Annotated in this window: 21 protein-coding genes and 1 pseudogene; 8 read left to right on the top strand and 14 right to left on the bottom strand. The window is 72.9% G+C overall.

Features of this window, described 5'->3' with window-relative positions:
* Window positions 1-62: 62 nt before the first annotated feature.
* From ACWIYF_RS05650 to ACWIYF_RS05635, 4 genes are read right to left on the bottom strand one after another with little or no spacing between them, the layout of a single operon-like run.
* A complete protein-coding gene (locus tag ACWIYF_RS05650; RefSeq protein WP_448627136.1) occupies window positions 63-1,403 on the bottom strand; it encodes an FGGY family carbohydrate kinase in 1,341 nt (446 codons plus the stop codon).
* Between the two features lies 1 nt (window position 1,404).
* Window positions 1,405-1,941, bottom strand: a complete 537-nt coding sequence (locus tag ACWIYF_RS05645; RefSeq protein WP_448627135.1) for an XdhC family protein — start codon at window positions 1,939-1,941, stop codon at window positions 1,405-1,407.
* Entirely contained in the window at window positions 1,938-2,696 is a 759-nt protein-coding gene (locus tag ACWIYF_RS05640) for a phosphatase PAP2 family protein (protein WP_448627134.1), read from the bottom strand. The genes ACWIYF_RS05645 and ACWIYF_RS05640 overlap by 4 nt, the downstream gene beginning before the upstream one ends.
* Window positions 2,697-2,751: 55 nt before the next feature.
* Window positions 2,752-3,195, bottom strand: coding sequence for a nuclear transport factor 2 family protein (locus ACWIYF_RS05635; RefSeq protein WP_448627133.1), 444 nt, complete (start codon window positions 3,193-3,195; stop codon window positions 2,752-2,754).
* Between the two features lie 88 nt (window positions 3,196-3,283).
* Here ACWIYF_RS05635 and ACWIYF_RS05630 point away from each other — a divergent pair, with 88 nt between their 5' ends.
* Complete coding sequence (locus ACWIYF_RS05630; protein WP_448627132.1) at window positions 3,284-3,769, top strand: MarR family winged helix-turn-helix transcriptional regulator; 486 nt, start codon at window positions 3,284-3,286, stop codon at window positions 3,767-3,769.
* Here the strand turns inward: ACWIYF_RS05630 and ACWIYF_RS05625 are convergent.
* Window positions 3,723-4,523, bottom strand: coding sequence for an alpha/beta fold hydrolase (locus ACWIYF_RS05625; RefSeq protein ID WP_448627131.1), 801 nt, complete (start codon window positions 4,521-4,523; stop codon window positions 3,723-3,725). The two genes, ACWIYF_RS05630 and ACWIYF_RS05625, sit on opposite strands and share 47 nt — an antisense overlap.
* A 114-nt stretch (window positions 4,524-4,637) precedes the next feature.
* Here ACWIYF_RS05625 and ACWIYF_RS05620 point away from each other — a divergent pair, with 114 nt between their 5' ends.
* The 3 genes from ACWIYF_RS05620 (at window position 4,638) to ACWIYF_RS05610 (ending at window position 7,805) form a co-directional block, all read left to right on the top strand.
* Window positions 4,638-6,032 (top strand): cystathionine beta-synthase, encoded by a 1,395-nt coding sequence (locus ACWIYF_RS05620; RefSeq protein WP_448627130.1) that lies wholly within the window; start codon window positions 4,638-4,640, stop codon window positions 6,030-6,032.
* On the top strand, window positions 6,029-7,165 hold the full coding sequence (locus tag ACWIYF_RS05615) for a cystathionine gamma-synthase (protein ID WP_448627129.1): 1,137 nt from the start codon (window positions 6,029-6,031) through the stop codon (window positions 7,163-7,165). The genes ACWIYF_RS05620 and ACWIYF_RS05615 overlap by 4 nt, the downstream gene beginning before the upstream one ends.
* 130 nt (window positions 7,166-7,295) lie before the next feature.
* Window positions 7,296-7,805 (top strand): VOC family protein, encoded by a 510-nt coding sequence (locus ACWIYF_RS05610; RefSeq protein WP_448627128.1) that lies wholly within the window; start codon window positions 7,296-7,298, stop codon window positions 7,803-7,805.
* A 42-nt stretch (window positions 7,806-7,847) separates the two neighbouring features.
* Here the strand turns inward: ACWIYF_RS05610 and ACWIYF_RS05605 are convergent, their stop codons facing one another.
* The 3 genes from ACWIYF_RS05605 to ACWIYF_RS05595 are packed head-to-tail and all read right to left on the bottom strand — an operon-like array spanning window position 7,848 to window position 10,039.
* Entirely contained in the window at window positions 7,848-8,135 is a 288-nt protein-coding gene (locus ACWIYF_RS05605) for a GNAT family N-acetyltransferase (RefSeq protein WP_448627127.1), read from the bottom strand.
* A gap of 36 nt (window positions 8,136-8,171) precedes the next feature.
* Window positions 8,172-8,363: a ferredoxin gene (locus ACWIYF_RS05600; protein WP_448627126.1), complete on the bottom strand. Its 192-nt coding sequence runs from the start codon at window positions 8,361-8,363 to the stop codon at window positions 8,172-8,174.
* Entirely contained in the window at window positions 8,360-10,039 is a 1,680-nt protein-coding gene (locus tag ACWIYF_RS05595) for a cytochrome P450 (RefSeq protein ID WP_448627125.1), read from the bottom strand. Before ACWIYF_RS05595 ends, ACWIYF_RS05600 begins: the two co-directional genes overlap by 4 nt.
* Before the next feature lie 36 nt (window positions 10,040-10,075).
* On the opposite strand from ACWIYF_RS05595, the gene ACWIYF_RS05590 reads away from it, so the two are divergent.
* Window positions 10,076-10,231: an ANTAR domain-containing protein gene (locus tag ACWIYF_RS05590; RefSeq protein WP_448627124.1), complete on the top strand. Its 156-nt coding sequence runs from the start codon at window positions 10,076-10,078 to the stop codon at window positions 10,229-10,231.
* Window positions 10,232-10,456: 225 nt separating this feature from the next.
* Here ACWIYF_RS05590 and ACWIYF_RS05585 read toward each other — a convergent pair whose 3' ends face one another.
* Window positions 10,457-11,185 (bottom strand): ANTAR domain-containing protein, encoded by a 729-nt coding sequence (locus ACWIYF_RS05585; RefSeq protein WP_448627123.1) that lies wholly within the window; start codon window positions 11,183-11,185, stop codon window positions 10,457-10,459.
* 1,021 nt (window positions 11,186-12,206) lie between these two features.
* Between ACWIYF_RS05585 and ACWIYF_RS05580 the strand changes: the two genes are divergently transcribed.
* Window positions 12,207-13,034, top strand: a complete 828-nt coding sequence (locus ACWIYF_RS05580) for an SDR family oxidoreductase (RefSeq protein ID WP_448627122.1) — start codon at window positions 12,207-12,209, stop codon at window positions 13,032-13,034.
* A 53-nt stretch (window positions 13,035-13,087) separates the two neighbouring features.
* Here the strand turns inward: ACWIYF_RS05580 and ACWIYF_RS05575 are convergent, their stop codons facing one another.
* Window positions 13,088-15,991 (bottom strand): helix-turn-helix transcriptional regulator, encoded by a 2,904-nt coding sequence (locus tag ACWIYF_RS05575; RefSeq protein WP_448627121.1) that lies wholly within the window; start codon window positions 15,989-15,991, stop codon window positions 13,088-13,090.
* Between the two features lie 26 nt (window positions 15,992-16,017).
* On the opposite strand from ACWIYF_RS05575, the pseudogene ACWIYF_RS05570 reads away from it, so the two are divergent.
* Window positions 16,018-16,751, top strand: a pseudogene (locus ACWIYF_RS05570) (fumarylacetoacetate hydrolase family protein).
* A 41-nt stretch (window positions 16,752-16,792) separates the two neighbouring features.
* On the opposite strand, the gene ACWIYF_RS05565 reads toward ACWIYF_RS05570, so the two are convergent.
* The 4 genes from ACWIYF_RS05565 to ACWIYF_RS05550 form a co-directional block, all read right to left on the bottom strand.
* Window positions 16,793-17,251, bottom strand: a complete 459-nt coding sequence (locus ACWIYF_RS05565) for an SRPBCC family protein (RefSeq protein ID WP_448627120.1) — start codon at window positions 17,249-17,251, stop codon at window positions 16,793-16,795.
* A 97-nt stretch (window positions 17,252-17,348) separates the two neighbouring features.
* Window positions 17,349-18,182 (bottom strand): ABC transporter permease subunit, encoded by an 834-nt coding sequence (locus tag ACWIYF_RS05560; RefSeq protein WP_448627119.1) that lies wholly within the window; start codon window positions 18,180-18,182, stop codon window positions 17,349-17,351.
* A gap of 13 nt (window positions 18,183-18,195) precedes the next feature.
* Window positions 18,196-19,095, bottom strand: a complete 900-nt coding sequence (locus tag ACWIYF_RS05555; protein WP_448627118.1) for an ATP-binding cassette domain-containing protein — start codon at window positions 19,093-19,095, stop codon at window positions 18,196-18,198.
* A 366-nt stretch (window positions 19,096-19,461) separates the two neighbouring features.
* On the bottom strand, window positions 19,462-20,175 hold the full coding sequence (locus ACWIYF_RS05550; RefSeq protein ID WP_448627117.1) for a TetR/AcrR family transcriptional regulator: 714 nt from the start codon (window positions 20,173-20,175) through the stop codon (window positions 19,462-19,464).
* A 390-nt stretch (window positions 20,176-20,565) separates the two neighbouring features.
* On the opposite strand from ACWIYF_RS05550, the gene ACWIYF_RS05545 reads away from it, so the two are divergent.
* Window positions 20,566-21,372, top strand: coding sequence for a DUF4386 domain-containing protein (locus tag ACWIYF_RS05545; protein WP_448627116.1), 807 nt, complete (start codon window positions 20,566-20,568; stop codon window positions 21,370-21,372).
* Window position 21,373 lies beyond the last annotated feature (1 nt).

Raw genomic sequence — 21,373 nt, 5'->3', positions numbered from 1 at the left:
GCCGGGTGCGGCCCGTCATCGAGGTCAACGGTGCCCGCGCCGGCGCCGTTCCATGCGCCGGATCAGTTCCGGTTCCCGGGCTCCGCGCCGGCTCCGGGCTCGCGGCGCGGTTCGACGTCGAGGCCCGCGCCGCGGGCGGCCAGCACCGCGGCGCCGATCGCCGAGGCGCTGCGCAGCGGGAGGTAGGTGACCGGCCGGCCGAGTTCGTCGGCCAGCAGCTGCCGCACCAGTGGCGTCCGGGCCCCGCCCCCGGTGAGGACGACGGGGCCGTCGGGCGGGCCGAGCAGCGCGGCCGCGGCGCCGACCGCGCGCACCACGCCCTCCACCGCGGCGCGGGCGAGGTCGGCCCGCGTCGTGGCCGGGCTCAGGCCGGTCCAGCCGCCGCGGTCGTCCGGCCCGGCCACACCGCCGCGCTCGCCGGTGAGGAACGGCGCGAACCGTACGCCTCCCGCCCCGGTCGGCACGGCCTCGGCCGCGGCGAAGAACTCCGGCCACGAGAACCCGAGCACGCCGCGCACCCACGCCCACGCCGAGCCGCCGTTCTGCAGCGCGGCCATCGCGTACCAGCCGCCCTCGACGTCGGCGTAGCGGTGCACCGGCGGGTCGTCCGCGGGCTCGGGTACCGCGGCCGGCCGCAGCAGCTGGATGCCGGTGCCGACGTTGACCAGCAGGCCGGAGCGGACCCCCGACGCGAGCAGCGCCAGCGGGGTGTCGGCGCCGCCGACGACGACCGGCACCTCGCCGGCCGGCAGCCGCGCCGTCCCCACGACCTCGGTCGACGGCCGCACCAGCGGCAGCAGCTCCGGGGACACGCCGGCGGCGGCCACGGCCGCGGCCGACCAGCCGTCGGCGACGACGTCCCAGAGGAGCGTGGCGGAGGCGTCGCTGCGGTCGGTGACCGGCGAGGGGACGAGCGAGGTCCGCAGCGCGTCCTTGGGCAGCAGGACGGCGGCGGCCCGGCCGACGGTCGCGGGCTCGTGCGCCGCCAGCCAGGCCAGCAGCGGCCCGGTCATGCCGGCCACGAGCGGATTGGCCAGGGCGGCCCGCTCGGCCGGCGGCAGGGCGCGCCACCGGGCCAGCTGCGCGCCCGCCCGGCCGTCGGCCCACAGCAAGGCGGGGCCCAGCGCCGCGCCGGCGTCGTCGACCAGGACGGCGCCGTGCATCTGGCCGGAGAACCCCAGCCCCCGCACCCGCCCGCCGGCCGGCGCCGGCGCGAGGCGGGCCAGCGCCTCCTCGAGGGCGGCCCGCCAGGTGCCGACCTCGTTCTGCGCCCAGCCGGGCCGCGGGCGCTCCGGCTCGTAGGCGGCCTCCGCCTCGGCGACCACCGCGCCGTCCGCGCCGAGCGCGACCAGCTTCAGCCCGCTGGTGCCGACGTCCGCGCCGAGCAGCAGGTCGCGGGGCACCTCAGCGGGCGTGCGCGAAGCCGCCGGTTCGGCCGGTGCGGTCGGCGAGCAGCCCGGCCAGCGTCGAGACGGCGATCTCCGGCGGCGTCCGCGAGCCGATGTCCAGGCCGATCGGCCGGTGCACCCGCGCCACCTCCTCGGGCGGGACCCCGAGGGCGGCCAGCGCGGCGACGTGCGGACCCTCGTGCCGCGGGTTGCCCATGACGCCCACCCAGCGCACCGGCCGGGCCAGCGCATCCCGGAGCAGGACGCCGAGCTCGTCGCGGTGGTGGTCGGTGACGACGACGTCCGCGGTCGTCCCGGCCAGGTCGTCGTCCAGCTCGTCGAACCCGGCGACGACGACGTCGGCGACGGCGTCGGCGCGGCGGCCGGCGTCCGGCTCCACCAGCACGGTGCGGAACCCGAGGTCGGCGCCGTAGCGGATCAGGTAGGCCGAGACCGGGGAGGCGAACACCGCCACCAGCACCCGGTCGGCGGGGCCCTCGGCGGCCGCACCGTGGGCCACGCCGCAGCTGGGATCGGTCTCGGGCGAGGTCATGGCCGCATCTTCGCCGGGGTTGCCGGGCTCGCGCCAGGCCGCGGGCCCGCCCGCACCCGCGCCAGGCGGTCGGCGACCGCGGCCAGGGCCGGGACGGCGAGCAGCACCAGTCCCCCGGCGGCCCAGCCGGCCAGCACGTCGGAGACCCAGTGGGTGCCCAGGTAGACGGTCGTCAGCCCGACCGAGCCGGCGAGGACACCCGCCGCCGCGCCCCACAGCCGGCGGTGCCGCCGGGCCAGCCACGCCAGCAGCCCCCAGGTGACGACGGCGTTCGCGGTGTGTCCTGACGGGAAGATCGTGCCGTCGGCGAAGATCGTGCTGGCCCCGGGGTGCGTCGCGGCCGCCCCCAGCTGCAGCGGCCCCAGCCGCCCGATGACCGTCTTCACCAGCCCGACCGAGACGTTGAGCAGCAGGGTGGCCAGGCCCAGGGTCATCAACGGCCGCAGGTCCCGGCTGCGCACCGCACGCAGGGTCAGCCAGGCGGTCGCCATCGCGAGGCAGACGGCCCGCTGGCCGAGGAGGACCCAGACGGAGAGGAACGGCCGGAGCAGCGGCCAGTGGGCCGACGGCGACCAGCGCAGCACGGCCGAGTCGAGATCCACCAGCGGCGAGCCCTCGAGCACCCCGGCGCACAGGACGGCGTAGACCAGCAGCACGGAGCCGAGCAGGACGACGCCCGGACGGATCGACCGGAAGGCGGTCGCCCGGCCGGGCGGGTGGTAGGCGCGCGCACGCCCCAGCGCCCCCGAAAGCACGTCGTCACGCTAGGGGCCGAAGCTGGACGGTTCCTGAGAGGAGCCGCGGGTGCGGTCAGGCGCCCAGCTGCTGCTGGATCGCGGCCAGGTCGATCCAGGCGCTCTCCCGGCTGATCAGCCCGTCCCGGAAGTCGAAGATGTGCAGGAACCGCGCCCGGACCGGACGGCCACGGCCGTCCATGCCGAACGGGTGCCCCGTCGCGGTGGCGTGCAGGACCGACTCATCGACGACGTGGTCGTCGCCGTACCGACGGCGGACGGGCTCGAAGCGGTCGATCCGCAGATCGGCCAGCAGGGCGCGGTAGAAGGCCTCGATCTGCTGCCCCCCGTGCAGGGCCGCGCCGGGGCGGCCCACCACGTCGTGCTCGGCGTCGGGCTGGAACCCCGCGACGATCGCGGCCAGGTCCCCCGTCTCCTCGGCCCGGTAGTGGCCGTCGACCAGCTCGTCCATGCGCTCGCGGGTCAGCTGCGATCCGGGGGCGTACTGGGTGGTGTTCATGCCGACCTCCTCACGGAGAGGGTTGTCAAGACCCTGATACCCTCTCGCCGGCACCGCGAAGTGTCAAGGCCTTGATACGTTGGCCTGCGTGGAGATCCCGGCGATCGGTGAGAGCTACCGCGGCGTCGAGGGGCACAGCGGCTACCTGCTGCGCCAGGCCTGGCACGCGTTCCGCGGCGCGATGGACACCGTGCTGCGCGAGCACGGCCTCGGGGGCGCCCAGTACGCCGTCCTGTCCGTGCTGGCCCGCCAGCCGCGGCTGTCGGGCGCCGATCTCGCCCGCGCGTGCAACACGACCCCGCAGGCGATGAACGGCGTGCTGGTCACCCTGGAGCGGGAGGGGCTGGTCCGGCGGCAGCCGCATCCCACCCACGGCCGGATCCTCCAGGCCGCCCTCACCGACGAGGGGCGCCGGCGGCTGGACGCCGCGACGCCCGGTGTGCGGCGGCTGGAGCGGGAGATCGAGGCCGGCCTGTCGGCGTCCGAGCTGCACCTGGTCAAGGGCTGGCTGGTCACCGCCGCCCGGGTCAGCGCAGGAAGCGGTCCACCACCGTCGCCAGCTCCGGCGCCGTGAAGACGTCGTAGTGCGTGTAGCCGGGCAGGATCGCCAGCCGCGAGTCCGGTCGCAGCGACCCGTCCCAGTTCGCGTCCCGCAGACCGCCCCCCAGCAGTGCGAAGAACTCCGCGGCGTGCGACGGCGGGATGCTGTCGGCGTCGGCGTAGACGAGCAGGGTCGGCGTCCGCATGTCGCGCACGTCCTCGGTCCAGTCGTAGGGCTGCCGCAGCAGGTCGCCGGTGCGGTCCATGAGCACCGGGAAGGCGTCGACGTCCGGCGCGACCGCCGCGTAGGCGGCGTACATCGGTGACTGCCGCATCATCTCGAAGCCGCCGCGCCCGACCTGCGCCATCCCCTCGAGGACCTCGGGGAACCAGCCGTCGCGGCGGAACGCCGTCGAGACGATCGCCAGCCGGCGGACGCGGTCCGGGTGCTGGATCGCCGCCCGCAGGCACGACCCGGCGCCCAGCGAGTAGCCCAGCAGATCGGCCTGCCCCAGCTCCAGGTGCCCGATCAGCGCGGCCAGGTCGTCGCCGAAGGACTCGTAGCGGAACGGCCGGTCGATGTCGCCGGTGTGCCCGTGCCCCTGCAGCTCCACCCCGATCACGCGGCGGTTCTCGGCCAGCCGGTCGAGCAGCCCGCCGAACATGTCGAACAGGCCGAAGCCCCCGTGGACGACGACCAGCGGCGTGCCGCCCTCCCCGGTGCTGCGCCAGTACATCCGCACACCGTTGACCGGCGCGTACCCCTCGGTGACCTCGACCGACGTCATCGGACTCCCCAATCGTCTCGCTCCTGCACGTAGAACTGCGCCGGGGCCGTCGACTCATCGGTCCGGTCTGGTGGGATGGTCCCGACCGACCACGCGCCCAGAGGAGGCCGCCCCGTGCAGTACGCCGAGTCCGTCCTGGACCTGATCGGCGGCACCCCGCTGGTCCGGCTGAGGAGCGTGACCCGCGACCTCGGCCCCGACGCGCCCCTCGTGCTGGCCAAGGTCGAGTTCGTCAACCCGGGCGGGTCGGTGAAGGACCGCATCGCCGTCCGCATGGTCGACGCCGCGGAGGAGGCCGGCCTGCTGGAGCCCGGCGGCACGATCGTCGAGCCGACCAGCGGCAACACCGGCATCGGCCTGGCCCTGGTCGCCCAGCAGCGCGGCTACCGCTGCATCTTCGTCTGCCCCGACAAGGTCGGCCAGGACAAGATCAACGTGCTCCGGGCCTACGGCGCCGAGGTCGTCGTCTGCCCCACCGCCGTCGACCCCGAGGACCCGCGCTCCTACTACTCGGTCTCCGACCGGCTGGCCCGCGAGACCCCGGGCGGCTGGAAGCCCGACCAGTACTCGAACCCGGCCAACCCGCAGTCGCACTACGAGACCACCGGTCCGGAGATCTGGGCGCAGACCGACGGTCGGATCACCGTGTTCGTGACCGGTGCCGGCACCGGCGGCACGATCAGCGGGGTCGGCCGGTACCTCAAGGAGGTCTCCGGCGGCCGGGTGCGCGTCGTCGGCGCGGACCCCGAGGGCTCGGTCTACTCCGGCGGCACCGGCCGGCCGTACCTGGTCGAAGGGGTCGGCGAGGACTTCTGGCCGGCCACCTACGACAAGTCGGTCCCCGACGAGATCATCGCGGTCTCCGACGCCGACTCGTTCGCGATGACCCGGCGGCTGGCCCGCGAGGAGGGCCTGCTGGTCGGCGGCTCCTGCGGGATGGCCGTGGTCGCGGCGCTCCGGGCGGCCGAGCGGCTGACCAAGGACGACGTCCTCGTGGTGCTGCTCCCGGACGGTGGCCGCGGCTACCTCGGCAAGATCTTCAACGACCAGTGGATGGCCGACTACGGCTTCCTCGACGCCGCCGGCGGCGAGACCGTGGGCGAGCTGCTGGCGGCCAAATCGGGCGCGACCCCGACCCTGGTGCACACCCACCCGAACGAGACCGTCCGCGAGGCCATCGACATCCTCCGCGAGTACGGGGTCAGCCAGCTGCCCGTCGTACGGGCCGAGCCGCCGGTGACCGCCGGCGAGGTGGTGGGCGCGGTCGACGAGAAGGTGCTGCTCGACGCCCTGTTCGCCGGGCGGGCCAGCCTGTACGACCGGGTGGAGCGGCACATGTCCGGACCGCTGCCGATCATCGGCTCGGGTGAGCCGGTCAGCGCCGCGGTCGCCGCGCTCGGGCAGGCCGACGCCCTGGTCGTGCACGTCGACGGCAAGCCGGCCGGCGTGGTCACCCGCCAGGACGTGCTCGGCCACCTGGCCGGCGTCGCGCCTACCGTCGGCTCATGACCGGTTTCAACACCCGCGCCATCCACGCGGGACAGGAGCCCGACCCGGCCACCGGCGCGGTGAACGTGCCGGTCCATCTGTCGACGACGTTCAAGCAGGACGGCGTCGGCGGGCTGCGCGGCGGCTACGAGTACAGCCGCAGCGGCAACCCCACCCGCACCGCGCTGCAGGAGGCGCTGGCCTCCCTGGAGCAGGGCTCGACCGGGCTCACCTTCGCCTCCGGGCTCGCCGCCGAGGACACCCTGCTGCGGACGGTCTGCCTGCCGGGCTCGCACGTCGTCCTGGCCGGTGACGCCTACGGCGGCACCTTCCGGCTGCTGTCCACGGTGCTGGCGCGGTGGGGCGTGGTGCACACGCCGGTCGACCTCGGTGACCTGGACGCCGTGCGCGCCGCCGTCCGGCCGGAGACACGGGTGCTGTGGTGCGAGACGCCGACCAATCCCCTGCTGAACGTCGCCGACATCGCCGGCCTCGCGTCCGTGGCGCACGACGCCGGCGCGCTGCTCGTCGTCGACAACACCTTCGCCTCGCCGTACCTGCAGCAGCCGCTGACCCTCGGCGCCGACGTCGTCGTGCACTCCACGACCAAGTACCTGGGCGGGCACTCCGACGTCGTCGGCGGGGCGCTGGTGGTCGCCGACGCGGGGCTCGGTGAGGAGATCGCCTTCAACCAGAACGCGATGGGCGCGGTCAACGGCCCGTTCGACGCGTGGCTGGTGCTGCGCGGCATCAAGACCCTCGGCGTGCGCATGGACCGCCACTCGGCCAACGCCGCGGCGGCCGCGGACTTCCTGCTGCGGCACGACGCGGTGACCGCCGTCCTCTACCCGGGGCTGCCCGACCACCCGGGCCACGACATCGCCCTCAAGCAGATGTCAGGATTCGGCGGGATGCTCTCCTTCCGGCTGGCCGGCGGGGAGGAGGCCGCGCTGCGGGTGTGCGAGCGCGCGCGGCTGTTCACGCTGGCCGAGTCCCTGGGCGGGGTGGAGTCGCTGATCGAGCACCCCGGGCGGATGACCCACGCGTCGGCGGCCGGTTCGCCGCTGGAGGTACCGGGCGACCTCGTCCGGCTGTCGGTCGGCATCGAGGACGTCGACGACCTGCTCGCCGACCTGGAGCAGGCCCTCGGGTAGTCGGCGGAGCGGCTCGAGCCCGGGGTCCTCGCGGTCGAGATGCGTGACCTCGTGGCTTCCGGCCGCTCATGGCCACGAGATCGCGCATCTGGGCACGACCCCGCGGCCGGGTGCGGAGCAGAATGCGGCCATGACGACGACCGCCGACGGCCGCGACCTCGACGCCCTCGAGGCCGAGCGGGCGCGCATCCGGCAGGACCACCTCAGGCCCGCGGGCGACCGGCCCACGTCGACCGCCCGCGGCCTGCACCACACCGCGCTGATCAGCAGCGACGTCGAGCGGACCGTGCGCTTCTACCAGGACGTCCTCGGCTTCCCGCTGACCGAGCTGATCGAGAACCGCGACTACCCGGGCTCGTCGCACTTCTTCTTCGACATCGGCAACGGCAACCTGCTGGCCTTCTTCGACTTCCCCGGCCTCGACGTCGGCCCGTACGCCGAGGTGCTCGGCGGGCTGCACCACATGGCGATCAGCGTCGACCCCGAGCGGTGGGAGGAGCTGGTGCAGCGGCTCAGCGACGCCGGAGTGGAACACGTCGTGCACAGCGGCGTCTCGGTCTACTTCCGCGACCCCGACGGCGCCCGCATCGAGCTGATCGCCGACCCGCTCGGCGAGATGTACGGCAACAAGGTCCTCTGAACGGAGGGTGGGAGCGCAGGAAACCTGCGCTCCCACCCTCCATCAGTGCTCGTGCAGGACCAGGTCGGCGTAGTCCGGGTGCCGCTCGATCCAGCCCCGGACGAACGGGCACTGCGCGATCACCTTCTCGCCCTTCGCCCGGACGTCGTCCAGCGCGGCGCGCACCAGGGTGCTGCCCAGCCCCGACCGGCCCTCGTCCGGGTTCACCTCGGTGTGGGTGAACACCAGCACGTCGCCGCGCCGGCGGTAGGCGGCGATCCCGAGCAGCCGCTCGCCCTCCCGGATCTCGTACCGGTCGGCCTCCGGGGCGTCGCTCACGGTGGGTTCCATGGCTCCTCCAACCGGCGCCGGGCGGCCGCGATTCCGTCAGTCGACCAGGCGGAGGGCTCGGGTCGGGCAGCCGGCGACCGCGTTCCGCACGTCCGGCACGTCGGCCGGGCCGGGCTCGGGCCGCAGGACGACGAGCACGCCGTCGTCCCCGATCTCGAAGACGTCGGGTGCCAGCGCCTCGCACCCGCCGGTGCTGGCGCACAGGTCCCGGTCGACCTCGACCCTCATCGCGCCCCCGTCAGCGTGGCGGGCAGCCGCTTGAGGCCGTTGATGAACGAGGACTTCAGCCGGTCCGGCTCGCCGGAGACCTCCAGGTCGGGCAGCTTGTCGAACAGCGTCCGGAAGGCCACCCCGATCTCGCGGCGGGCCAGGTGGGCGCCCAGGCAGAAGTGCGGACCGTGCCCGCCGAAGCCGACGTGGGGGTTGGGGTGGCGGCCCAGGTCGAACACGTGCGGGTCCCGGAACACCTCGGGGTCGCGGTTGGCCGCGCCGTAGAAGAGCAGGAACTTGTCGCCCTCCCGGAAGCGGTGGCCGTGGAGCTCGCCGTCCCGGGTCGCGGTGCGGCGCATCCAGCCGACCGGGCTGGCCCAGCGCACGATCTCCTCGACCGCGGTCGGGGTCAGCGACGGGTCGGCCATCCAGCGGGCGCGCTGGTCGGGGTGCTCGGAGAGGGCCAGCACGCCCTGGCTGATCGCCGTCCGGGTGGTCTCGTTGCCGGCCACGCACAGGAGGATGAAGAACGAGGCGATCTCCTGGTGGGTGAGCTGGTCGCCCTCGACCTCGGTGGTGACCAGCGCCGAGGTGAGGTCGGCGGTGGGGTGCTCGAGCCGCTCGGCGGCCAGCCGGTTCATCAGGTCGGAGAGGTTGGCCCCGGCCTGCAGGTTCTCCGTGACGAAGTCGTTCATGTCCGGGTACAGGTCGGGGTCCCCGCCGGAGAGGATGACGTTCGTCGCCCGCAGGACCATGGCGCGGTCCTCGTGCGGGATGCCCATCATGTCGCAGATGATCTCCAGCGGGATGACCGCGGCGTAGTCGGTGACGACGTCGATCGTGCCGTCGCCGTCCTCGGCTTTCCGGCGGGCCTCGGAGGCGACCCGCTCGGCGACCTGCTGCACGGAGCCGACCAGGTTCTCCAGCATCCGCGGGGTGAACGCCTTGGAGACGATCCGGCGGATCTTGGCGTGCCGGGGGTCGTCCATGCTGATCATCGACCCGTAGAACTCGTTGATCTCCGGAGGCATGTCGGCGATCGACACGGCGCCGCGACCCGAGCAGAACAGCGCCGGCTGGGAGCTGATCGCGTCCAGGTCGGCGTAGCGGGTCACCGCGTAGTAGCCGGGGCCGGCCGGGAAGAGCGGGACCTCGGGCTCGGCGAAGAAGGCGAACGGGCGCTCGCGGCGCAGCGCGTCGAACACCGCGTGCCGCTCGGCCGGCGGACGCCCCCAGAACTCGCGGTCGGAGAGGTCGACGCTGTCGAGGTCGATGGCGCCGGCGGCGAAGTCCAGGGACACGGGCGGGTCTCCGATCGGAACGGTCAGCGGTGACCGTTCCGAGGCTAGACAGGGAGTGACGCCCGGCACAATGGCTCCCGCGCGGCCCGAAACGCCGTCAGGCACACGGCTGAGCTCGATGACGGTGACTTCCGGGCGGGCGCCGATCCGCATCGGCGGGCCCCAGTAGCCGGCGCCGGCGGTGACGTAGAGCCGGGTGTCGCCGTGCCGGGACAAGCCTTCGACGTCGGGCTGGTCGAGCCGGATGGCGTAGTGGAAGGGCCACAGCTGACCGCCGTGGGTGTGCCCGGACAGCTGCAGGTCCACCCCGGCGGCGCGCGCCTGTCCCGTCGAGGGGCTGGCGTTCGCCGCGCAGGCCGCTGTCGCGCCCCGCAGCGCCAGACCGAGAAGCATCTGCGCTCGGGGATGGTCACGCGCAACATCATCGGGATGGCCCATGGGATCCTGATCGAGCGGCTGAAGATCACGCCACCCCAGGCGTTGGGCGTGCTCAGCCGGCTGTCGATGGAGAGCAACGTGAAGCTGCGGGAGGTGGCCCGGCGGCTGGTGGAGACCGGGGAGATGCCCGACGGGCAACCCCTCTGAGGTGGCTGGTGACGCCACCGCGTTCCCCTGCCGGCCCCGGCCTCGGGACCGCCCGGCGAGGCCGATCCAGCGCCTGGCCGGCGGGGGGGTGCCGCTCCTCGCAACGCGGATCGGGATGGCCGTCGCTGAGGCACCCGTCCTGGCCCCGCACGCCTCGTCCACGGTAGACGCCGTTCCGTATCCCCACGGCGGATGGCCGGGTGAATCCGCTACCAGGCCCGACGGTCAGTTCGGCTCGCTGATCTCGTTGACGAGGTCGGCGGCGATGTCCCGCAGCTTGCGGTTGGTCAGCTGGGACTGCTTGGACAGCATGTCGAAGGCGGCCTCGGCGGTGATGCCGTGGCGGCCCATGAGGATGCCCTTTGCCTGGTCGATGACCCCCCGGGACTCCAGGGCGCGCTGCAGGTTGGCCGCCAGCGTCGCGGTGCTGGCGTAGACGCCTGCGTTGGCCACGGCCACCGCCGCGTAGGAGGCGAACGCGGTGGCCAGCTCCTGCGCGTTCTCGTCGAAGGGGGTCTTGTCGACCGCGTAGATGTTCAGCCCGCCGATCGTCTGGCGCGCCACCGGCAGTCCGATGGACATGGTGTGCGTGATGCCCTGGCGGGCGGCGGCCCGGCCGAAGTCGGGATAGGCGGCGCTGTCGGCGGTGTCGGGGATGGCGATGGTCGCGCCGGACAGGGCGGCGTCCATGCAGGGGCCGAAGCCGGCTTCGTACTGGCGCTCGTCGAGCTGGGCGGCCAGCCCCCCGGTGAAGGCGACGCTGGCGACCTGCCCCTCCTGCATGAGGGTCACCGACACCTCCGCCGCGCCGGGAATGGTCTGCTTGGCCAGCTCGGCCACAAGCTGCAGGGTCGCGGACAGCGGCTGCTCGCCCAGCATGATCTTGCTCAGTTCGGCGAAGGCGGATCGGGGGTCGCGCGGCGGCTCGGCGCCGCCGGAATCGGGCGTGGACACGGCTGTTCCTGCTTCTAAGACGAGCTGCGGGATCTGACCTCGCGACAGCCCAGGAGGTGGCGTCGCCGGCTGTCCGCGAGTGGAGAGCAGGGACGAGAGCCGGGGCTACAGTGCCGCAGCCACCGGAAGCCGGTCATCGACGGCGCCACCTCGCCGCGAGCAGGAAACCAGCTGACCGCCTGACCCTACCGCGATGCCACCTCGAAGGCGCCGCGCCGACGTCGGGTGCCACCGGGTGCCCGTGGGTGCGGCCGACGTCCAAGCACGTCGCCTCGGGCCCCGGTCGACTCGCCGGAGCCCGACCAGGGGCACAATGCGGATGGCGGCTGCCGGCGAGCTGCGCGGACGAGCCCGGTACCCCGCGGGAAGGACCTCAGTGCACGACGCCCCGGCTCCGCCCTGTCTGCTGACTGTGATCGCCTGGCGCCTGAGCGGCCTGACCCTGCGTGAAGTGTGGTGGCGCCACCTCGCGTTGGGCGGGATGAGTTCAGGGACAGCGCTCGCCGATTACCTGAGCGCCGGCGCCGCCTGGCCGGCCGCGGCTCACAACGTCCTCGCCCAAACCCTCAACGAAGCTCTGTGGGAACTCCGCTTCCCCAGTCTGGCCCCTTACCGCAACCCGGGGGACTCCCCGTGCCACGTTCCCCCCAGGGCGGGCCCCGGGCGGCGCGAGGGCGCCTGACCGTCGTGGCGGTCTCGCCCATCGCACTCAGGGGTAGGCGCCCGGCCGCCCCGTCGCCGCCCGTCGCCGTCCCGTCGGCCGGTACGCGGGAGAGGCGGCCGGTGGCCCGCTGTTGAACAGTGCCCTTCGCCACCGCGCTTCCAGACGGAACGCCCACGCTCGCAGACGCGACGAACGGCGTCCCGTCGTAGCCGCCCGATGTGAGCATTTCGGCGGATGCCCCGTGCGTTGCCGGGATCCAGGGTGGACGCATCCGAACGTCGCCTGACCCTTCCGATGACGACAGCCCATCGCGTCGACCGGGCGACCCACTCGTTCCTGCCACTCTGGGGAGTAGTCATGATCGTCGTCTCAGCAGCCACGGGCCAACTCGGCCGACTGGTCGTCCGGCACCTGCTGGAGCGCGTGCCCGCCACGGACGTCGCCGTCGCCGTCCGCAATCCGGAAAGGGCCGCGGATCTCGCCGAGCGCGGCGTGGCCGTACGTCACGGCGACTACGACCGACCCGACACCCTGCATGCTGCGTTCGACGGCGCAGACGGGCTGCTGTTCATCTCGGGGACGCTGGCGGAGGGACGGGCGGCGCAGCACCGCGGCGTCATCGCGGCCGCACGGGACGTCGGTGTCGGGCGGATCGCCTACACGAGCGGGCTCGGGGCTGACGTGGTGGACGACGGGATCCTCGGCGAACACCACGCCACCGAGCGAGCCGTCCTGGAAAGCGGCGTCCCCTACACGCTGCTCCGGCATCCCATCTACTCGGACTTCTTCATCAACGCCGACCTCCGGACCGCGATCGAGGCCGGGGAACTGACAAGCAGCACAGGGACATGGGGCCTCAACACCGCTACCCGCGCGGACCTGGCCGAGGCGGCCGCGGTCGTGATGGCAAGCGAGGGTCACATCGGACGGGCCTACGACTTCACGGGCCGTCTCTGGACGTACCCGCAGCTGGCCGACGCGCTCGCCCGGATCAGCGGCCGGGCCGTGACCTACCGGGAGGTGCCCGAGGACGACGGCATCATCGGCATGCTCGGTCTGGGCCCGGTCATCCGGTCCGGCGGCTTCGAGGTGCAGACCCCAGACCTGGAGCGGGTACTCGGCCGGCCGGCCAGTAGCCTGGAGGACGCCGTCGAGGCAGCGCTCGGGGTCCCGACCCCGGCATAGGGGGACCGGCGTCCGGCCACGGCTCGGGTACTCCCGGGTTCGCGGCGCTCCCGCTACTTCACCGCTCTGCTCGCCTCCCGGACGGTCCGGACGGCGATCTGGCTGCGGTTCGCCAGGTCGAGCTTGGTCAGGATGTGCTGCACGTGGTTCTGCGCGGTCCGCTCCGACAGGCAGAGCTGAGCGGCGATCTGCCGGTTCGTCAGCCCCCGCGCGACCAACGCGGCCACCTCCCGTTCTCGGGGTGTGAGCGGGTCACGCTGCACGTCCAGGCGTTCTAGGAGGCCCCGTGCCCGGTTCGCCCACGGGCGCATGCCGAGCGCCGCGGCCAGCTTTCCGGCCTCGGCCGCGAGCTGTCGCGCCCGTGCGACGTCCCCCGACCGGGCGCGGCGCGCCAGGACGGCGGCGAGCTCGGTCCGAACCTGCACCGAGAACCCGCGGGCGCCGTTGGCCGCGCACAGGTCCGCGGCCGCCTGCAAATCGACGACAGCGTCGTCCAGCTGCCCGAGGTGGCCGGACGAAATCCCGAGGTACAGCTCGACCGGACCGTCGTAGGCGATGGCACCGGCGCCGCTGACCACGTGCTGGCCGCGGAACGGGGTGAGGCGCTTCCTCAGTGCCGCCACGTCGTCGACCTCGTCCAGCGCGATCGCCACAGCGATGCCGAAGGCGAAGCACACCGTCGTCGCGTGCGGGATGGGCCGCCACCCGCTCGGAGGTCCGAGCCTGCGGTAGATCGCACCGGCTTCCGCCAGCCGCCCCGCGGAGGCGAGGAAGAAGGCCGCCGCCACCGCGAAGATCACCTCATAGGTCGGGTAGTCGAGCTCGTCTCCGCCGACATCGGTCGGGCGGTCCCGCGCTCGCAGGCCGGCGAGGTCCGCGTCCTCGCCGGTGTGCATCGCGACAGCGGACAGCACCGCGGTCCGGTTGATGACCGCCGAGCCGTAGCCGGTCGCAGCCGGTGGCAGCGCGGCCAGCGCCTGGTCGGCCAGCCGGACCGCATCGGCGAAGCGGCCCTGGGCCTGAGCCAGCACAGCGCGGCACTGCAGCAGATGCCACCGCGCCACGGGGCTACGCCCTTCCTCGACGCACTGGGCCAGGGGGTCCAGTTCCCGGCCGACGGCTCCGAGGTCCCCGCGCTGGAAGGCGACGTCGATCCGCCACAGGTGCGCCCACATGCGGGTGACGGGATCACGGGTCTCCCGCCCGATCGCCTCCATCCGGTCGGCGAGGCGCGCCCGCTCACCGACCCCGTCCGGACCCGAGGCCACCAACTGCCGAGCGCGCACTGCCGCTACCACCGCAGCGAGGTCACCGGACTGCTCTGCCTCGGCGATCGCGCGTCCGCTGGAGGTGCGTGCAGCATCAAGGTCGGCCAGGTACATGCAGACGTCGGAGTGCGTGGCCAGCACCCGCGCGCGAAGGGCGGAGGGTCGCGGGTCCATCGTGGCCAGCGCCTCCTCGCACCAGAGGCGCAGCGTCAGCTCGGTCTCCAGACCTCCGCCACCCCCTTCGAGGGCAAGAGCCGCCTGGGCCAGCAGGTCCGGGCGTCCCAACCGCCGTGCCAGCTCGGCAGCCTCTCGGCTGGCCACCAGCCGCTCCGACAGGTTCCCGGCCCACTTGAGCGCAGTTCCGGCGGCGATGAGCAGTTGGCAGCGCACCTCGTCGTCGAGTTCGTGCAGTCCGACGGCCGTTGCCAGGCGGAAGAGCCGGGCCGCCTCCTCATGGGCCAGCCGGTGCATGGCCTCCTCCGCGGCCCGCCGGATCCACGCGGCGGCCCGGGTCCGTTCCCCGGCGACGGCTGCGACCGCCCAGTGCCGGGCCAGGTCGGGGAGCTGACCGGACCTCGCGGTGCCCGAGTTCTCGATGGCCTCCGCGGCACTCCGGTGCAGGCGCACGCGATCGGGCATGCTCAGACCGGCCTCGACCGCCTCACGGACCAGGTCGTGCACGAACCGGTACTCCCCCGGCACCGGGGTCGCCTCGACGAGTCCTGCCTCCGCGCCCCGGTCCAGCCCGGCGAGACAGCCGAGCACCGGCACGTCCAGCATCCGGGCCACCAGGGCGGCGTGGAAGCTCCTCCCCACGACGGACGCCGCCTGCAGCACCTGCTCCGGCGCGGAGGTCAGCCGCGCCAAGCGCGCCGAGATCGCCGCCCGCACGCTACTCGGGACAGGTACGTCATCGCTCCCCGCGCGGGCGTCTCCCAGCACACGGGCGATCTCGCCGACGTAGAACGGATTCCCACCGGTCCGGCCGTGCACCCCCGCCAGCTCCGCGTCGGTCGGGCTCCTCCCGAGAAGATCCGTCAGCTGCGCGCCGACGGCCGGGACGCTGAGGCCGCGGAGCTGGATCTCCCTGGTCACCGGTTCGCGCCGCAACTCGTTGACGACACCAGGGACCGGCTCGGTGTCGCGGTGGTTGACCAGGACGAGGAGCCGTTGATCCCTCATCGACCGCGCCACGTGCTGCAGAAGCGACAGTGACGACCGCCCGGCGTCATGGGCGTCGTCGAGGACGATCAGCAGGGGCCGGGCCTGGCTCACCTCGCGCAGGAGCCGTGCAACGGCGTCGAACGACCGGAACCGGGTCTCGCCGGACAGCTGGTCGTCCACGGAGGCCACCGGACCGGGGAACACGTCGGGTGCCAGGCGGGCGAGATCCGCCACCAGCCGACGCCGCTCGGCGATGGCAACCAGGCCGACCTCCTCGTCGACCGTGCGCAAGACCTGGCGCCACGGCCAAAATGGCGGAGCCCCCGCTGACTCCGCAGACTGGCTCCACGCGGTGGCGAAGCCGCGCGCCCCCGCCGTCGCCACCAGCTCCTCGGCCAGCCGGGTCTTGCCGATACCCGGCTCGCCACGGCAGAGCACAAGCCGCGGCCGGCCGGCCTGCGCGGAACACAGACAGTCGGCGAGCACGCGCAACTCGTGCCGTCGCCCGACCAGCTCGCTCCGCACCGCCGCGCCTCCACGGGTTCGAACAGGTGCGACGGGCGGAGCCGGATCCGGGCTCGCCCCGGCATGGGTCGTCCGGTCGCCAGGCGAATCGTCCTCGCCCGTCCGCGGTCCCGTCCACTCCCATCGCATTCCGCGTGTGGGCGCTGGGGACGCTGAACCACCAGGCGCCGACGTTCTACCTCACCAACCCGCATGCGCTCATCGGCGCGCACGACGACGTGCCGGTGCCGCCGGGATCCCAGCGCCTCGGCTTCGGGCTCGAGGTCGCCGTCGTGGTCGGCCGGGACGGCGCCTCGCTCACCCGGAGGCCGCCCCCGAGCACGTGTTCGGCTGCACGGCGCTCAACGACTGGTCGGCGCGTGATCTGCAGGCCCGGGAGATGCGGGTCAACCCGGGCCCGGCGAAGGTCAAGGACTCGGCGACCGCGCTCGGACCCGGGCTGGTGACCGCGGACGAGCTCGAGCCCTGCCGCGACGCCGAGGGGCTTCCTGGCGCTGGACATGCGGGTGTTGGTCAACGGCGGCGGGGTCGGCCAGGACCTGCTGAGCAACATGGGTTGGCCGTTCGAGGAGTGGATTGTGGAACGACGGGGCGAAGTCACTCCTCCCCCGCCGCAAGCCGGGGACGTCGTGGAGATGACGGTCGAGGGCATCGGCACCATTCGCCACCCAGTCGTGCCCGGCGTCGAGCTGCCGCCGGTGCGTCCCCCGCGCCCGCGCACGTGGCAGCGTCCTTCGCGAGCAGGTCGTCGTGGAGGTGACCAAGCAGCCGTTCAAGAGCGGCAAGCCACGCGGGCCGGAGCTACAGCTGCAGCTGCTCCTCGTCGCCGTTGCGGGATGCGGCGGCTCGGTCTCGGAGGGCTGCATTCATCGCGGTGAAGCCGGTGGCGGTGTCGTCGAGAATCCGGGGCATCAGCGGGACGAGCAGGCCGGTGAAGGTCTCGCGCTGAACGAAGCGGGTGCCACCGTCGGGGAGGTGCTCGAGGCGAAGCTCGTGCTCTCCGTCGAAGAGGCCGGGCAGCCCGAGCCGTCCGCGCCAGCGGATGAGTGTGCCGATCTCGACGGCGAGCACGGTGGGCCGGAAGGTCATCGTGCGCGTCCCGGGGCGGACGGTGAGCGTCAGGCGCTCGCCGGGGGCGAGCCGGCCGGACAGCCGGGGCATGAACGGGTTCCAGTCCTCGTACCGCTCGGTGTCGGTCAGGAGCTGCCAGACCGCGGCAGGGCTCGCTTCGATGTCGACGGCGTGTTCGATCGTCCTCATGGCGTCGGACCTCTCGGTGGCGGGGTTGCCGTGTTGGGTGGTGCGGTGTCGGCAGGAGACCCGCGGAGCCTGACCGACCTCGAGTCGTCACCGAGGATCAGTCCGGGTCCCGCCGGTACAGCAGCACGGTGCCCACGACCAGCGCGACGGCGGTGTACCCGGCGAAGACCAGAGCGCTCTCGGGTCGGGTGAGCGCGGCGGCGATCGCCTCGGGGGTGTCGAAGTCGTTCGCGTAGGCGAGCAGCTTGTTGCCGGCGAAGAAGGGGAGGAACCGGGAGACCTCCACGGGCAGGAAGAGGTTGAACAGGTTCTCGATGACGAACCCCCACACCAGGAGACCCGCGATGGCCGCCGTACTGTGCCGGACGATCATGCCGATCCCCAGGCCGAGCACCGCCGACAGCGTGGTGAACAGCAAGGCCCACGCGATCGTGGCCGGCAGCGCCGACGTGTCCCCCATGTCGAGGCCGGCCAGGGCGGCGCCGCCGAATCCGGCGACGAGGCCGACGACACCGATGACCAGGCCCGTCGCCGCGGCGGTGAGCGTCTTCGACAGCGCCAGGACCCAGCGCGCCGGTCGCGCCGCCACGGAGGCGGCCAGGGTGCCGTGTTGCACCTCGGAGCCGAAGAGCAGGATCCCGGCGATCCCGGCGAGCATCGACGTCACGCTGGTCCAGTAGAAGCCGACCTCGACGACGAACAGCACCTCGTCGGTCACGAACGTCGCGACCGCCCACGAGACGACCAGACCGCCGACGAGCGCGAACAGGAGGATCGCCCGGTTGGCCCGGACCGTCGAGGCCTTGATCCAGTCGCTCCTCAGCGCCGCGAGGACGGCGCGGGCGTCACCGCCCGCAGATCGCGTGGCCGGGCGGTACTCGGGAAACGTGGTGGCCGCCGGCTGGTCGGCGTCCGCACCTGTGATGGTCATGGTGTCCTCCGGGTCAGTGGTCGGTGGCGGCGAACTCGGCGGAGGACCGGGTCATGTCGAGCAGGCTGTCCTCCAGCGAGCGGGACGTCTCGCTGAGTTCGAGCACGCGGATGCCGCTGTCGAACGCGGTCTGCGAAACGACGGCGCGGGTGGTTCCCCGGACGATGAGTCGGTCGGCCGCACCCTCGACGACGAAGCCCTGCGCGGCGAGGAGTGCGGTGAGCTCCCTGGGCTGGGGGGTCTCGACGACGACGGCGATCTCGTTGCGCGCGGTGATCTCCCTGACCGATTCGGCGGCGAGCAGCCGTCCGCCCCCGATCACGACCAGGTTGTGCGCGAACATGCTGAGCTCGCTGATCAGGTGGCTGGACACGAACACCGTGCCTCCTCGCGCGGCGAAGTCGCTGAGGTAGTTCCGCAGCCAGCGGATGCCATCGGGGTCCAGGCCGTTGGACGGTTCGTCGAGCAGCAGGATCTGCGGATTCCCCAGGAGAGCAGCGGCCAGCGCCAGGCGCTGCCGCATGCCGAGCGAGAACTTGCCCGCCTTCTGGTCCGCTGCTGACTCCAGTCCGACCTCGGTCAGGACCACATCGGCTCGGCCGGCGGGCACCCGACTGATGGCGGCGGTCGCCCGGAGGTGGTTCCGCGCGGTGCGGCCCGGGTGCACGCGGGCATCCAGAACGCAGCCGACCGTACGGGTGGGCCACTTGAGGTCCTGGTAGTGCACGCCGTGGTAGCGGACTTCACCGCTGTCGGGTCGGGTCAGTCCGAGCATCATCCGCATGGTGGTCGACTTCCCGGCGCCGTTCGGGCCGACGAACCCGGTGACGCGGCCGCCGGCCACGTCGAAGGTCATGTCGTCGACGGCGACCCGCTGGCCGTACTGCCTCGTGAGGCCAGAGACGGTGATCATGAGCGCACTCCATGCCTGTCGGTATGCGTGAGGGCTTCGAGCGACGCTGCTCGCTCGAACCGAGGATGTGGTTCGCGTTCTGGGATGCAGTCGCCGTGCTCGGACGCGCTCAGGCCGGTGGCGGTTGCGCGATTGTGCGGACGGGCCGAACCGTCCCGGGACGGCGGACGATGTGTGCGCCGTGCGCAGACCGTCCACCCGGGACGAGGACAGCGTCAAGGGGCATCAGCGCAAATCGCCGACGCCGAGCAGTAGCAGCCCCGGGCGTGCGGTTCCCACGAAACTGCTCTCGGCATTTCCGCCGCCGGGGGCGAACGATTCCCCACTGCCAGTCCCAGGAGATCCGTGGCCGTGGAGGCAACCACGTCAGCCTGTTGTCACCGGTTTCACATCGAAGGCCATGAGCACGGCGTCCACGATGGAGTCGACGTACTCGCCGGTGATGGGATCTCGGGTGATCAGCAGCCGGGTCCAGATGGGGCCGATCAGCAGGTCGATCATCAGGTCCTGGTCGACTGAGGGGGCCAGTTCGCCGCGAGCGATGGCCAGCGCCAAGACCCGCCGGTAGGCCTGCCGGCGGGTGTGGATGACGGTGTAGAGGAGATCGGTGATCTCGGGGTGGTGGCCCGCCTCGCGGATGAGCCGAGCGACGAACTGCCCTCGGCCGCGGACGAAGGTCTCCTCCGCGCCGTGCAGCAGCGCGAGCAGGTCAGCCCGCAGGGTGCCGGAGTCCGGCACCTCGACGCTCTGCAGCGCAAGCCGCTCCACTCCTGCGGCGGCGACCGCGGCCTTCGACGGCCACCGGCGCAGGATCGTGGTCTTGGCGACGCCGCTGCGGGCGGCGAGCTCGTCGAGCGTCAGGCCGGCGTAGCCGTGGGAGCCGAGCAGAGTGAGGAGCTGCTCGAGAATGCGGTCATCGAGGGCGCGGTCGCGTCGCCGTCCGCGGCCCGACGACCCCTCCTGGATCGCACCCATCTTCCCCGCAACCTCCCGTTTCGGAATGGTCATCAGGAATTTACCTGGCGTGGCCAGCCTCCAGGAAATGTCGGCACGTATTTCGCTACTGGCGGTTGCGTTCATCTCAGGCGCAGGTCTAGCGTCCTGTCATCGGCGCAGCCGCTCAGTATCGAACCTCGCGTTCCCCGAGGTTGCGCCGTCTCCGAGCACACAGGTCTCGTCCGCCGGTCCAGCGCCCCGACGGCCGCCATTCCTGCGGCCCCAGCGACGGGCGAGCATCGGCGCCGCACCCAGTCGGTCGGCTGGGGACGGCCTTTCGGCCCCATCTGACCAGGCGGGGCATCCACTGACCTGTCCCCGTCCCTGTGCCGGCCTGACCGCCGATCTGTCTTTTTCCTGAGCATCGGGGTCGACCACACGGGGGGCTACGTCGTCCGCTCATCGCAGATCCAGCGGCGGGCGGTGACCTCCTCCTGTCCCCTTCATGCCCCCCGGTGAGACGAGGCCCCTCAGATGACTGCTGCGAGCGCAAGCAACGGCCTGCGCCGGACGACCGGTGCGCTCTTCCTCGGCGGCGCCCTGGCGTTCGCCGCGTCGGCGACGGCGCTGTCGTCGACCTTCGAGTGGCCGGACATCCTGCGGGAACCGGCCGACGTGGTGCTGCCGGCGTTCGTCGCCGGTGGCTCGAGCCTGGTGTGGACCTGGTTCGCCACCGCATGGACATACGCGATCCTGCTCGTCCCGATCCTGCTGCTCCCCGCCGTACTGGGGCGACGGAGCGACCCGGTGCTGCGGGCCGCCACCTACGTGGGCGCCACCTCGGTGGTGCTCGCCCTGATCGGCTTCCTGCGCTGGGTGTTCGTCGTCCCGGCACTGGCGGATTCCTACGTCACCGGAGATGGCCCCACCCAAGCCGCGGTCGACGCGGCCTGGACCGCCCAGCACCAGTTCGGCGGCGCACTGCTCGGCGAGCACCTGGGCCAGCTGCTGGCCCTCGTCTGGTCGGTCACCCTGAGCGTGATCATCGTGCGCACCCGGGTCCTCCCGCGCTGGCTCGGCGTCACCGGGCTGGTGGTCAGCGCGCTCTACCTCACGAACCAGGGCGACATCCTGGCCACCGCCGTCCCCGGCTTCCCGGTCTGGGACCTGGGTGGCCTGATCGGCAGCACGACCTGGGGCCTGTGGGTCGCCGCCCTCGGCGTGATGGTCCTGCTGCGGCCTCCGCGCTCTGCCCGCGCCGCGATCGACGACGACGAGTCGAGCGGCGCTGCGAACGTCCCACCCCCGCGATCGCCGGCGGCGACCGGTGTCAGGAGCTGAC

Source organism: Geodermatophilus sp. URMC 64 (assembly GCF_053502555.1).
This window is presented reverse-complemented; position numbering and strand designations above follow the sequence as displayed.